This is a genomic window from Bifidobacterium sp. LH_743 (genome assembly GCF_056355775.1).
The window spans coordinates 100,380-114,869 of sequence record NZ_JBKESZ010000001.1 but is presented as its reverse complement, the minus strand read 5'-3'; the positions used below and the strand labels follow the sequence as shown (position 1 = coordinate 114,869).

The window sequence follows — 14,490 nt, the reverse complement described above, 5'->3', positions numbered from 1 at the left end:
ACATAAGCAAAGACAGGCAAGAACAAAGCACGAGCCGGCAATCGTCAGCCAACGGCACGGCATAACCGACAGAACACGGCACGACATAACCGACAGAACGCAGAACAAACCAAATGAAATCAGTAGGCCTTGCAACGAAAACCGCTGAACGGCGACCGTCGTCGAACCGGTTCAAACGGAACACCCGCTGCCTGCAATCGCTGCCGCAACTGCCCGCGATCACGCACATGCTCCATTTGGAATCGAACGACATCGACCCGAAGCATATTCAGCTGCGTCTCACGATCCTTCTCACGCAGAATTACATCGATCGAATCGCCTTGCCCCATCATGGACGGATCGACATACTTCTGCCTGCCATCCAGCTCGCCCACGACGATACTGCCATCGTCACGTTTCCATAGAAAGTCGGCGCGAATCTCGCCGCCACTCAACGGACTCACAAACGTGGCCTGCATTCGTGGCCGGCATGCGCCGACCTCCAGAATCGCGGCCAACGCGGTCGCCTCCCCGCCGTTCTCACACGCGGGATCAGCATGTTCAGCGACATACCTGGCGCGCGGAATACCACCAATCCGCTTCCTTCCGTGGACATAGTCCCGCAGCCGATGTTGCGGCAAACCAGACAATCGCAGACCCGTGCAGCACACGACCATCGCATGCTCAAAATCAAGCATGCGGCCGCAATCCATCATCGTGTCCATTTCCACGGTCACCTTCATGCCATCCACGGTTTTCACCGCCGGCATATCCTTGTAAAAATGGGCGATCACATAACCATGGCGCCCCGCCTGCGAGCGTTTCGACACCGCGACATGCACGTAACGCTGCAGCTTGATGGTGGTGGTGAATCCCAACGCGCCCGCCGCGGACGGGCCGCACAACACCCAGCCGGGATGCGTATGGCACACGGTCCGCAAAGCCCACGTGATGCGTTGCGCATATGACAGCGATTCCCATTTCGCGGCGGCGATATACATGCCTTTGTACGGCATGACGATTTCTCCCGTTTTCAGACGTCGCTGAAATGCTCGCCGATCCCTGTCTCGTCTTGGCACCGCCAAGCGACGGCGCGCGTACGCCTGGCCAAGCATGGTGTCAATCCGTTGCTGCGCCTTGGTTTGAGGTGACTTCTTCTGCTGTTTCGTCTGTGATTTCTTCTGCGATTTCGCAGTTTGCTGCCGCGATTGTGCGTGCGTTTGCATTTTCATATCCATGCGCACAAAATAGAGGACTCGAACGGATGGGCGCCACTGGAACAGGGGTTGTGGTCGGAGAACGTGAGTTATCCACAGGCTCCGGGCGTGTCGAGATGGGCAGGCACGTAACGCGAAGCTCAGCCGAAAATTCTCTCACCTACCCCGAGTGTCCGTTTCTGGGGAAACGGACACTCAATGGTCCAATTCCATGCCTCACGTGTCCGATTCTCCAGAAACGGACACTTATGCAGTCAGTGCAACACCCTGGACGTCCGATTCTGGAGAATCGGACATCCGAGCTTTAAAATCTACGCCCCATGCGCCCCACTCGAATCACGCGTCCTACGACTATTGATTGAGATAAGGCATAGGGCATGAGAATTATTGGCCAGACTATCTAATTAGCCATATGGAGGTATCCGTCACTTCCGATTGCGGCCACAGTGCGGCCACTGAACTGTCTTTACAATGAGAAAACCCTTGGAATCATTGCAATTCCAAGGGCTTTTAAATGGAGCGGATGACGGGAGTCGAACCCGCCTTTAAAGCTTGGGAAGCTTTCGTTCTACCGATGAACTACATCCGCAGAATGTGCCTTTTGGGCACGAGTTCACAGTCTAGCATGTCACGGGCGCATATGCGAACACAGACCGCTATGCGGAAATCCGGGCGTCTTCGGAAACCTCATATATCGAAAGGTTCCTCAGCCAAATGGGTTCAGCCGAAATATCCGCCCGACGTAGGCCTTTGCGAATAATCGCGGGAATACCCTCCGTTTGTTCCATATTGCGGACCGTACTGAGAACCATCCGCGCCATATTGCAAGCCATACTGCGCCCCGAATCGCGGACCGCTCTGCGCGTCAGCGCCAAACGCGGCCCCCTGATGGACACCCGACGCGGCGATACCATTCGTCGCGTATCCACCGGCCAGATACCCCGACTGCATGCCCTGCTGTTTCATCTCCTGGCTCATCTGCATCAACCGCGCTATGCGATCCGAAGTCGGAGGATGCGTGGAGAACAGCTTGGAAAAGCCCTCAGCAGAGAACGGATTGGCGATCATCATCGCAGCCACCGACTGCGTTCCAGCGGTCTTGTCCATCGGCATGGCGGCCGCCCCGCCGGAAATCTTGCTCAACGCGGAAGCGAGCGCCTCCGGATCCTCCGTCAATTTGGAACCGTCTTCGTCGGCATCGTATTCGCGTGTGCGGGAAATCGCCATCTGAATCAGCGAGGCCGCAATCGGCGCGAGAATCGTGCTTAGCAGCACGCCGAGCAATCCCAGACCGGCGGATGCCGAATCGTCGCGGTCATCGCGGGAACGTCCGCCGCCGAAATACATGAGCGAATAGCCGAGGTACGAGATCACAGTGGCCATGGCGGAGGCGATCGCGGACGTCAGAATGTCGTGGTTGTAGACGTGCATGAGCTCATGGCCAAGTACGCCACGAATTTCGCGTTCGTTGAGCATCTGCAGGATACCTTGCGTGCAGCAGACCGCCGCGTGACGCTCGTTGCGCCCCGTCGCGAAAGCATTGGGGCTCATAGTTGGGGCGATGTAGATGCGCGGCATCGGTTTGCCCGCCTTCGCCGACAGCTCGCGGACGATCTTATATAGTACGGGGGCTTCCTGCTCGCTTACCGGCTGCGCATGCATGCTGGCGATCGCCAGTTTGTCGGAAAACCAGTAAGAGACGAACGTCGAACCGAGTCCAATGAGAATGTAGTAGCCGAGCGTGCCTTGGCTGGCGCCGGTCGCCCACCAGATGAGCATGATGACGCCCCACATCAACGCGAACAACAGCGTTGTCTTCAAGCCGTTGCAATGGCCGTGCACCTGCAATTTGCCGTTCATGGACACCAGCGTAGAAACGCAGACTGGGATTTTGCTGGATGCTAGCTGGAGGGTGGTTTGGCGAAGTGCCGCAAACCCTACCTCGTTTGTCCGATTCTGGAGAAACGGACAAACATGATGCCTCAGGCGTCGCTCACGTGTCCGATTCACCAGAAACGGACAAACAAGCGCCTAATCCGACCGCCTATACGTCCGATTCTGGAGAAACGGACACATAGGCATCCAAAGTTTACGTTTACAGAGGGAAGCACATGTGCGGGAAGGTTTTACGAACAGGAAAGGAACGCACAAATACCAAGACGAGCAGCAGAAGCAGTACCAAAAAGATGGCTATCCCTGCATGCGCCATCCCTATACGCCCTGTACGCATACCCCGTATGCGCTATCCCTGCATATCGCCCGAATGCACCGCGTCAAGCGCACCGATCAAACCGGTCAGCAAATCGTTGCGATCGCAGGCGTCCGTCAACACGGCAAGCACATACGAGCCGGACTGCGAAGCCACAATCCCCGCGTCGTTCAACGAATAGTAGCCACCTTCGCCGTTAATCCAGCCAGCCTTCGTATACACGGTGTTCGCATCGCCCAGCGCCGCATGAATGTTGGAATTGCGCGAATCCGTCATCTCACCGGCCAACCATTGCAACGATTCCGGCGCAATGCCCTGCGCCCCTGACGTCTGGCCGGCGAAGAGGAACCCATATCCGGCGGTCCACAGTTTGGCCATGTCCCTCGCGGAGGTGAACATGTATCCGCCGCGCTCGGGAGTCATCCTGGATGAGACCCCCTGCTGCTCGGCCCACGTGTTGAACAAATCAAGCCCATACGTCTGGTAGAACCAGTCGTAAGCATCATTGTCGGAATCGCGCAGCACCACATCGACCTTCTGCTGAATTGCGGCGGCTTGCGGATCGGAAGCTTGATATACGGCGTTCAAATCGACGGTACCCGTCGAAAACAACGACATCAGGTACGGCGCCTTCGCCGAGGATGCCGAATAAATCTGCGTATCCGCGTTGTATTCGATCGTACGTCCCGTAGTGATATCGGCGAGCATGAACGATGCGGTGTATCCGCCGTTGGTGAAATTCGCGATTTGCGATTGCACCGCCGCCTGCGATTCAGCGCTCAGCGTGAAACCTTGCGTCGTGATCGCAGGACTGCCGTCCGCCGCGGAAATGGCGTCCTGCACAGCTTGCAATGACACCGGCGCCGTCTGCTGATTTGCCGACGCGTTGTTCGACGCCGCGGTTCCGGAGATTTCGCTCGGCGACATGGCGTGGGCCGATTCCTCGAATCGCAGGTTCGCAAGACCAGCGCCTGCAGCGACGCAGACCAGGCAGGTAAGGAGCAGGCTGGCTACGACGGATGCGGAATAGCGACGCGCGTTCTTACGCTTGACGTGCTTTCCGAAATTCATATCGACCTCACGACTCTAGACATTCGCAACATTCGTGCCGGCAATTCTTGCGGCGTGCCACACACCGCGTTCCATTCACGAGAGTCTACCGCGATAACGCGAATTTCAGGGCTATGCGACAAATCCCTCCACAATGTCTGATGACAGGTACGGCCGATGCCCAAGCCGATACCCCGATACCCCGAACGTCCGATTCTGGAGAATCGGACATGCAGACGGCAAAAACAACGCCTTGAGTGTCCGATTCTGCAGAAACGGACACTCAAGGCGTCGAAAAAGCGGTGGGAACAGCAGCGATTGGCTGTAGGGATCGGCTACGACCGCACGCGTTGCAGTCCGCACTGAACGGCCAAGCGCACCCCTCAGCCGTACCTCAGCCGAACCTCAGATCAGGAGAGGTCCGAAGCGATCAGGCATGCGCCAGCGCGCGCATCTGCTCCGGGTCGATGACCTTCTTGTGCTCGCGGCCTTCCTTCGCGCCCTCGGCACGCTCGTACGCGTCGACCTTCTTCCAGCCGGCGAAGTCGATCGGCTTGACGCCGCGGGATGCGAGCAGACGGTCGATGGATTCCGGGTCGCGGTCAACCGCCACGCGACCGCCCTCGGCGGCCTTGGACAGGTCCTCGAGCATGTTGGTGACGATGAGCAGCGCGTCGGACTTGGTGGATCCGATCAGGCCGACCGGGCCACGCTTAGCCCAACCGGTGGCGTACAGACGCTCACGCACCTGCGCGCCCTCGCCGGACGCCTCGGTGGTGATACGGCCGTCGCCATTCGCATTGGCCAGGTGAGCGCGACGATCGTCGTATGCGATGCCCGGCGCGGAAGCCGGCTTGTAGCCGATCGCATGGTACACGGCCTGCACCGGATACTCCTCGAATTCGCCGGTGCAGGTCATCTTGCCATCGGCGCTGGTCTCGGTCTTCTCCACGCGGATGCCAACGACCTTGCCGTCCTCGCCCAGCACTTCGACCGGCGCGGAATTGAAGTGAATGTAGTACTTGCGGTCCGCCGGATTGCCTTCGAAATCGGTGTCTCCGTCGTCTTCCATATCTTCGGCCATCTCACGGATGGTGAACAGCTCCTCGACCATCTGACGGGTCAGCTTGTCCTTGCCGGCCTCCTCGATGGTGTCGTCGTCCAGATCGAAATCGTCCTCGTTGATGATCAGCTGCACACCCGGCAGCTTCTCCATCTCGCGCAGCTCCTGCACGGAAAACTTGGCCTGGGCCACGCCACGGCGGATGAACAGGTGCAGGGTCTTGGCCTTGTTGGCCTTGATACCCTCGTACACGTTGTCCGGGATGTCGGTTTTGGCTTTGAGATCGTCGGCGTTACGCATGAGCTCGCGCGCCACGTCCATGGCCACGTTGCCGCCGCCAATCACGGCGACCTCTTCGGCGTCGAGCGGCCATTCGCGGGCGCCGGTCGGATAGCCGTCATACCATTCCACGAACTTTGCGGCACCGTGCACGCCGTCCAGATCCGCTCCCGGCAGGCCGAGCGGCTTGTCCTCCACTGCGCCGGTGGCGAACAGCACGGCGTCGTAGCGTTCGAGCAGCTCGTCGAGCGTCACGTCCTTGCCGAATTCCACGTCGCAGTACAGGTGGATGTCCGGGTTGTCGAGGGTCTTCTCGAGCGCGGACGCGATGAATTTGATGGATGGATGGTCGGGGGCCACGCCGTAGCGCACCAGACCGAACGGCACCGGCAGCTTTTCAAACAGGTCGATGCGGGCCTTGGTGCCCAGGCCGAGCTCCTCGCCAAGCTTCTTGAGCTGGCGCAGGAAGATGTCGGAAGAGTAGACGCCTGCAGGGCCGGCGCCGATTACAGCGATACGAAGTTCTTGAGTTTCAGTCACGCGCTCTAGCCTAATATATTCCCTGCATTTGCGATAGGGGCGTACGGGCTTTTTCTTGCGACCTCCACACGCGCACGTGACCGACCGGGAACGGGGGAACGTATCGTCGGGCAAGCGTCGGCGAGCTTCGTCGCAGGTAACGAGCAATCCGTATACTGTTTGCGACCTTACGCGCCGTCAATCGATTGACATGGCCATCGCACCGCGCTTTGGCGGAAAAATTACGATTGCGGCGCACCGTACAACGAAGAAACCATATAACGAAGAAGAAGAATCATGAGCGATTCCAATAATTCGGCGCATTCCAAGGCGCCGACGCAGGGCGGCGCGCGCAAACTCGACAAGAGCGACGCCGGCTATGCGAAGGATCTGAAGCCACGTCATATCCAGATGATCGCCATCGGCGGTTCCATCGGCACCGGCCTGTTTCTCGGCGCGGGCGGCCGTCTCGCGCAGGGCGGCGCGGGTTTGGCGATCGCGTACGCCGTCTGCGGTGTTTTCGCGTTTCTGATGGTGCGCGCCTTGGGCGAGCTGGCGATTCGCCGTCCGTCGTCCGGCGCGTTCGTCTCGTACGCACGTGAATTCCTCGGCGAGAAGGGCGCGTACATCACCGGATGGCTGTTCTTCCTGGACTGGTCGGTCACCGTGATGGCTGACATCACCGCAGTGGCCGTGTATTTCCATTATTGGAAGGCGTTCCAGGGCGTGCCGCAGTGGCTGCTGGCGTTGTGCGCGCTGGCGGTCGTGTTCGTGCTGAATCTGCTGAGCGTAAAGATGTTCGGTGAGGCGGAGTTCTGGTTCGCCGCCATCAAGGTGGCCACGATCATCGCGTTCATGGTCATCGCCATCTGGGCCATCGTCACCGGCGCTCCGGTGGGTAGCTCCCATGCCGGTGTGGCCAACATCACCGACAATGGCGGCCTGTTTCCGAAGGGCATTCCCACCGTGTTCGCACTGACGTTGGGCGTGGTGTTCGCGTTCGGCGGCACTGAGATGGTGGGTGTGGCCGCGGGCGAAGCGAAGGATGCCGAGAAAGTGCTACCGAAGGCCATCAATTCCATGATCATCCGCATTTTCGTGTTCTACGTGGGCTCCGTGGTGCTGATGGCGCTCGTGCTGCCGTACACCGCCTACTCTTCCAACGAATCGCCGTTCGTCACGTTCTTCTCCGGCATCGGCATTCCGCATGCCGGCGACGTGATCCAGGTGGTCGTGCTCACCGCCGCGTTGTCGTCGCTGAACGCCGGCCTGTATTCCACCGGCCGCACCTTGCGATCGCTTGCCGTGGCCGGTTCCGGACCGAAGTTCGCCGCCCGCATGAACAAGCATCACGTGCCGTACGGCGGCATCATCATCACGTCCGCGCTGGGTCTGATCGGCGTGGTGCTGAACGCCGTGCTGCCGTCCGACGCGTTCGAAATCGTCATGAATCTGGCCGGCATCGGCATCGCCGGAACCTGGGCCGCCATTCTGGTCACGCATCTGGCGTTCCTCAGGAAGGTCAAGGCCGGCGAGGAAACGCGTCCCGCGTATCGCATGCCGGGAGCGCCGTACACGAACTACATTTCGCTGGTGTTCTTCGCCGTGGTCGTGCTGTCGAATCTCACCAGCGCGTCCGGCCGTTGGACGCTGGCCATGTTCGCGGTGGTCGTCGTGGCCATGATCGCCGGCTGGTTCTATGTGCGTGGCCGCATCAACGGCGACCTGATGGATGAGATGCTCGACGACAACGGCAACGACGTGCCCGACGTGCTGGAGACCACGGAAAAACCGGGCAAGTAGACCATCATCGTTCGCCTGCAGCCCAAGCGGCCGTCGACGGCAATCGCCGGCGACCCAGCATGCTTTCGGCAGCGGGCGAACGTACAATCGCAATACAAACAAACGGGCCCTCATCGAGCGAGGGCCCTCGTCATACGAGGTGGCAATATGCGTATTCACATCACGTACACCGGCGGCACCATCGGCATGATCGAGTCGCCGAACGGCTTGGTTCCGGGCGCCGACATGCGCGGTTGGCTGCATAGGCTGATCGCGGACGCGCATTTGGATCCGGACCTGTTCTCGTTCACCGAACTTGATCCGCTCATCGATTCGTCGAACGCGACGCCGGACAATTGGCAGACGATGATCGACGACCTGCGTTCGCACCGCGACGAAGCCGACGCGTTCGTAGTGCTGCACGGCACCGACACGATGAGCTATTCGAGCGCCGCGCTGTCTTACGCGCTGGCCGATTTCGGCAAGCCGGTGATTTTCACGGGATCGCAGCATCCGCTTGGCAAAATCGAGTCGGATGCCACCGCGAATGTCACGGGTGCGCTGAATGCCGCGATGAGCGGACGGTTCCATGGGGTGGGTCTGTTTTTCGGGCACCACCTGTTCGCCGGCAACCGCGTGAGCAAGTCGTCAAGCTGGGCGTTCGAGGGCTTCTCCGCACCGTCCACAGGTCCGCTGGCCCGTACCGGCACACCGTGGCATTGGTATGCCGGCAGCGCGCTCACGAGCGAGGGGTGGAAGAATCCGAAGCCGTACACGCGGCATGACGTCGCTGTGATCGACATGGCGCCAGGCATCTCCGCCGCACGACTTGACGCGATGCTCGAACCGCGTCCGGAAGCGGTGCTGCTGCGCGCGTACGGCGTCGGCAACGTGCCCAGCGACGAACCGGGGCTGACCGACGTCATCGCCGATGCGCTGCACGACGGCGTACCGGTCGTCATCGCATCGCAATGCCAGCAGGCGGAAGTGCTGCTCGGCCATTATGAGACGGGCGATGCGATCGCGCGCGCCGGAGCGATCGGATCGGGCGACATGACGCTGGAAGCCACGTATGCGAAAATCATGTTCCTGCTGTCGCAGGGCGTGGACGCGGCCGATTTCGGCACGTGGATGACGCGTTCCATCGCCGGGGAGATCTCGCCAAGCTCGCTGTGATGCGGCGGGGGCGCGCAATCCGTCGCTCAAAATGCGTCATGCGACCGAAAAATGTGTCACGCTTCGAAAAAACGGCGGAAAAATCGAATCGTGCAACAAACAACCTTCGCCCAATGCCCCCGAAGTGTCTCAGCGTAAGCGATTCGCACCCCCTAAACTAGCCTCGGGGGCACAATCGCAAAGCATCATGTCGCACGATTCGAAATTTGCCATCAAAAATGGAATCGTGCGACATTTCATCACGTGTTATCACGTGAATTCGTCGTATGGAACAGCCGTGCACGGCGATGCACGGCCGCGGCAGCCTTGCACGGCCACCGTTTCCAGACACATGACCGCGAAGCCGGGACGCCTTGGCTCCCGCCGATTATTCGCGGTCGAGCAGGGCGGTGAGCGCCCACAGGATGCTCACCACGTCGATCGCCTCCTGCATGAACGCGCCGACGACCACCGGAATCAGGTTGAACGCGGCCGCGACCATGCCGATGATGGCCAGGCCGAGACCGACCAACACCGCCTGCAGCATCACGCGCTTCGTACGACGGGCGATGGCGATGGCGCGCGGCACGGAGGCGATGTCATCGTTCATGATGACCACCTGCGCCGATTCGGACGCCGCCGTGGACGTGCCGTCGGTCATGGCCATGCCGATGTCGGCGACCGCCAATACGGGGGCATCGTTCACGCCGTCGCCGACCATCATGGTCACTTGGCGGGTCATGGATTCGCCGACCACACGCTGCACGACCTTGTCCCACGCGGGCTGGTGCTGATGCGCGTCCTCGGTGGCGTTCTTGACGGCCGCCACCTTGCCTTCGGGGAACAGTTCGGACTGCACGTCGTCGATGCCGACCTCGCCCGCGATGATGCGCGCGGAGGCCTCCTTGTCGCCGGTGAGCATGGACAGTTCGCACACGCCGAGCCGATGCAGCTTGTCGAGGGAGGCTTTGGCGTTCGCGCGCGGCACGTCACGTAGCACGATGCGCGCGGCCAGTTTGCCGTCGATTGACACGTAAGCGGCCATTTCGTCCGGTTCGAGCGGAGCGAACAGCGAGTTGACCTCCAGTTTCCGCGGGGCGGCGCCAAGTTCGGCAGCCTGCGTGTCCGATTCTGCAGAATCGGACATCCGAGATGCGTTCCGTCCACGTTGCGTGTCCGATTCTCCAGAAACGGACATCTGAGCACCATTCAAACCCGTCTGAATGTCCGATTCTCCAGAATCGGACACATGAGCAACGGAAGCGGACTGCGCGGCGGAACTGGTGGATACGGAGGAACCGGGTGCGCCTCCGCCCAACACATGCGTGAAACCAGCCTCATCGGCCGTCGCATACGCGAACCGGCCCACGCGCACCCGATGCCCGTTCACCTCGCCGGACACGCCTTTGCCAGACTCCTCCTTGATGTGCTTCACAACCGGATAATCGCGGCCATGTCCGGGCAGATTCCGTTCTGCGCACAGCCGCTGCCCATTCGCATACCGCTCGTACAGCTTCTTCATAGCCTGCTGTCCGGCCGCCGCGATGCCTTTGGACAGGATGTGCACGGAATAGCCTTCCACCACGCCGGCCATCATGAGGATGTGGTCCTCGTCGTACGGCGAACTGTTCTCGAACGGCTTCTCCACGCGCACCACCTGCGGTTGTTTGACGGTGAGCGTGCCGGTTTTGTCGAAGAAGATGTGCGATACGCGGCCAAGATTTTCCAGCACGTCCTGCGCTTTGATGAGGATGCCGGCTTTAGCGAGACGGCCGGTGCCAGCCACGTACGCAACGGGCGCCGCAATCAGCAGTGGGCAGGGCGTGGCCAATACCAGCACCTGCGCGAATCGCAACGGAGTGCCGGCGACGGCCCATGCGATGCCAGCGATCGCCAGCGAAAGAATGGTGAACGGCACAGCCAGCACGTCGGCTGTTTTGACGACAGTCGGGCGCGATTCCTGCGCCGACGACACCAGTTCGAGGATTTTCTGATACTGCGAATCTTGCGCCAATTGCGTGGCACGCATCGTCAAAGCGGTCGACCCGTTGACCGCGCCCGACAACACGCGTGCTCCCGCATACACTTCGCGCGGCACCGGCTCGCCGTTGATATTGCTCAGGTCCAAGGTGGCCACGCCAGACAGCAGCTCGCCGTCGACTGGCACCGTCTCGCCCGGCAACACGAGAATCACGTCGCCCAGCTTGACCTGGTCGACCGGAACGGTGTCAAAATGCTCGCCGGCCGCATCAAACGTCTTTCCGGCACCACGAATGTCCGATTCTGCAGAAACGGACACGTGGGCATCCTGTTTGCCATCACGAATGTCCGATTCTCCAGAATCGGACACGTGAGATGCGTTGCGTACCGTCTGGATGTCCGATTCTGCAGAATCGGACAAATTTGCACCAGCCACGATGACCGCCGCAGCACCAGCACCAGCCACCTTGCGGAAGCCGTCCGCCGTCACGTCCGCCGCGTGCTCGTCCTCGGAGGCGTGCACGTGCCCGCGCAGACCCGGCAGCGACACCACGTGGGCCGTGCGCGGCGCCGCGTCGACTAGCGCGGTCAGATTGCCCTCGGCCTTCGACTGCGCGAATTCCTCGATCGCCTCGCCGGACGAAATCATCAGCACCACGGCCCACGCGGCCCAGTATTCCTGCACCGCCACCGTCGACGCAATCGCGATGACGGCCAGCAGATCCACGCCCACATGGCCATGCCGCAAATCGTCGATCATGCCGATCACCGTCACCACAATCGTGTACACGACCAACGCGATCACGATCCACTGTCCGACGCCCGGATTGAACGGTCCGAAGGCCAACGAGACACCCGCCGTCTCCCATGGCTTCCACACGCCCAGCAATGCCAGCGGAATCGCGGCAAGAATGGTGATTGGAAGCAGCGGGACTTCCTTACATAAAGCAATGATTCTACGCATGAGAATCTCCTTACGCTCGTTTCGGACGCCTTGTTAACCCACCGGCGCCCCGCCTGCGCGGACCATCGATACACGGCGTAAAAAGATGTTTTCAGCATAACAGAGCATTGCGATAGCCATGCGCCGGACGTGCAAAAGACACGCTGACAGCGCATGAAAGGCATACGAAAAGGGCTGTGCGATTGCTCACACAGCCCTTGCTTTTCGTTGGTTTTCCGACGTTTTTCGTAGGTTTTCCAACGTTCTTGCGATTACGCGACCGGCACGGCCCACGTTCGCGCTTCGCCGTCAGCACATCGGGTGGCGTCCACCCGTCGCACGTCCGGCGTCACGCGTCACGTCGGCTTTACCACATGCCGAACGGATCGAACAGGCCACCGCCGTCGCCGTTGCCATTATTGTTATTGTTGCCGCCGTTGCCGAGACCGTTGTCTCCGTTGCTGTTATCGTCGTTGTCGTTGTTGCCATTGTTGTTCTGCTGACGCTGGTCCTGCTTGTTGGAGGAGCTCGTCTTGCTCTCCTCCTGGTCGAGCGTCACCTCGAGGTCCATGGTGTTGCCGCCGCGAACCACGGTCAGCTTCACCTTGTCATCCATGGCGGAGGCGCGGACGTAGCCGAGCAGCGAGTAGTTGTTGTTCACAGCCTTGCCGTTGAACGCCACGATGGAGTCGCCCGTCTTCACGCCGGCTTTGGCCGCAGGGCCGCCGTCGGTCACGGCCTGCACCTGGGCGCAGCCGCGGGTCACGCCATCGGCTTCGACCGTGGAGCTCTTGATGGTGATGCCGAGGACCACGTGCTTCACGGAGCCGTTGTCGATGATTTCGTTGGTCACCCGCTTGACGAGGTTCGACGGAATGGCGAATCCAATGCCGATGGAACCGGCGGTGCCGGACGAGCTTGCGGTGGAGGCGATGGACGAGTTGATGCCGATTACCTGGCCAGCCGCATTGAAGGTCGGGCCGCCGGAATTGCCCGGATTGATGGCCGCGTCGATCTGCACGGCATTGGTGACGATGGCGTTGTTGTCGTCATCGGTCACGGTCACCGGACGGTTGAGCGCGGATACGATTCCGGTGGTGACGGTGTCGTCGTAGCCGAGCGGGTTGCCGATGGCCATGACGGATTCACCGACGGCCAGATCGTCGGAATCGGCGAATTCCGCGACTTTCAGGTCGCTCGGCGGATTGTCGAGCTTGATGACGGCCAAATCGGTGGTGGTGTCCGTGCCGACCACCTGGGCGGAATACATGGCACCGCTGGCAAGCGTCACCTGAATCTGCTGTCCGCCGGAAATCACGTGGTTGTTGGTGGCGATGTAGCCCTTGTCGCTGATCACCACACCGGATCCCTTGGCCTCACCGTCGCTGGTCGTCACGTCGATGGCCACCACGGAGTCGGACACTTCCTTGGCCACCGCGCTCCAATCGACCGCCTGGCCGGACTTCACCTTGGCGGAGCCGGAACCGGACGTGTTGGATTTGACGTCGGACAGCGAGCTGGAGGACGGCACATGCACCCAGCCGTTGGAAATCGCGGTGAAGCCGATGCCGAGGCAGAGCGCGCCGGACACGAGCGCCGCCACGACCGCGGTGACCACATGGCTGGCTGTGCCGGACTTCTGCTTCGTTACGACGGGCGAGGACGGCTGGTTCGGGAATCCCTGGCCTGGCGTTCCGAACGGGTTGCCGTTGCCTGCCGGCGGAACGTTTGCGCCATACTGCGGCTGACCACCGTTTTGCGATTGCGAGCCGTTCTGCGCGGTGGGAGTGGCGAACGGATTGCCGTTCGGCTGGTTCTGGCGATTGCCGTTCATATACGGGTTGCCGAAATTGCCGAAGAACGGCCGGCCCTGTTGCGGCTGTCCTTGCTGCGGCTGCGCGGGATTGCCAGCGTTTTGGCCTGCAGTTTGGCTCGCGGCACCATTCGCCGGCGGCGTAGGCACGGGGCCGTACGCGCCGTATTCCGGTGCCGGACGATACTGTTCGGTCGGCGCTGACTGCGGCGAAGTGCCGACCACCGTGCTTTCGCCGGCGGCGGAAGCGTAATCGGGCGTATCGTCCGTTGCGTCCACGGCAGGAATGGCGGTGGTGGGACGTTCGTCCGAGTCCCGCACCTCGATCGGTTCGGTGATGGAAGTCTGCGTTTCGTCGGCGACGGGCTGTTCCGACGCCTGCGGCGCGGTCTGCTGCGCGTCGTTCTGCGGCTGCGCGATGTTCTGATCGCTGTTCTCTTCAGCCATTGTTTCTCCTTATTCGTCTCGCGGCATTCACATGGTCAGCAATCGTGCCGCTCG

8 protein-coding genes and 1 tRNA gene are annotated in these 14,490 nt (G+C 60.8%); 2 read left to right on the top strand and 7 right to left on the bottom strand.

Annotated features, from left to right (window positions below; all coding sequences use genetic code 11):
• Positions 1-119: 119 nt before the first annotated feature.
• From AC1ATL_RS00485 to AC1ATL_RS00465, 5 genes are all read right to left on the bottom strand, one after another.
• A complete protein-coding gene (locus tag AC1ATL_RS00485) occupies positions 120-1,205 on the bottom strand; it encodes a hypothetical protein (protein ID WP_476567664.1) in 1,086 nt (361 codons plus the stop codon).
• 506 nt (positions 1,206-1,711) lie between these two features.
• A tRNA-Gly gene (locus tag AC1ATL_RS00480) sits at positions 1,712-1,785 on the bottom strand.
• 131 nt (positions 1,786-1,916) lie between these two features.
• Positions 1,917-3,056, bottom strand: coding sequence for a zinc metalloprotease HtpX (gene htpX / locus AC1ATL_RS00475; RefSeq protein WP_476567662.1), 1,140 nt, complete (start codon positions 3,054-3,056; stop codon positions 1,917-1,919).
• Positions 3,057-3,438: 382 nt separating this feature from the next.
• Positions 3,439-4,476, bottom strand: coding sequence for a serine hydrolase (locus tag AC1ATL_RS00470; RefSeq protein WP_476567660.1), 1,038 nt, complete (start codon positions 4,474-4,476; stop codon positions 3,439-3,441).
• 409 nt (positions 4,477-4,885) lie between these two features.
• Complete coding sequence (locus tag AC1ATL_RS00465; protein WP_476567658.1) at positions 4,886-6,337, bottom strand: FAD-dependent oxidoreductase; 1,452 nt, start codon at positions 6,335-6,337, stop codon at positions 4,886-4,888.
• 276 nt (positions 6,338-6,613) lie between these two features.
• Here AC1ATL_RS00465 and AC1ATL_RS00460 point away from each other — a divergent pair, with 276 nt between their 5' ends.
• Positions 6,614-8,119, top strand: coding sequence for an amino acid permease (locus AC1ATL_RS00460; protein ID WP_432623334.1), 1,506 nt, complete (start codon positions 6,614-6,616; stop codon positions 8,117-8,119).
• 147 nt (positions 8,120-8,266) lie between these two features.
• Positions 8,267-9,274 carry an asparaginase gene (locus AC1ATL_RS00455; RefSeq protein ID WP_476567656.1) on the top strand — a complete coding sequence of 336 codons (1,008 nt, stop codon included), beginning with the start codon at positions 8,267-8,269 and terminating at the stop codon, positions 9,272-9,274.
• Between the two features lie 367 nt (positions 9,275-9,641).
• Here the strand turns inward: AC1ATL_RS00455 and AC1ATL_RS00450 are convergent, their stop codons facing one another.
• Entirely contained in the window at positions 9,642-12,197 is a 2,556-nt protein-coding gene (locus tag AC1ATL_RS00450) for an HAD-IC family P-type ATPase (RefSeq protein WP_476567654.1), read from the bottom strand.
• Positions 12,198-12,543: 346 nt separating this feature from the next.
• A complete protein-coding gene (locus AC1ATL_RS00445; protein ID WP_432623328.1) occupies positions 12,544-14,436 on the bottom strand; it encodes a S1C family serine protease in 1,893 nt (630 codons plus the stop codon).
• Between the last annotated feature and the right edge of the window lie 54 nt (positions 14,437-14,490).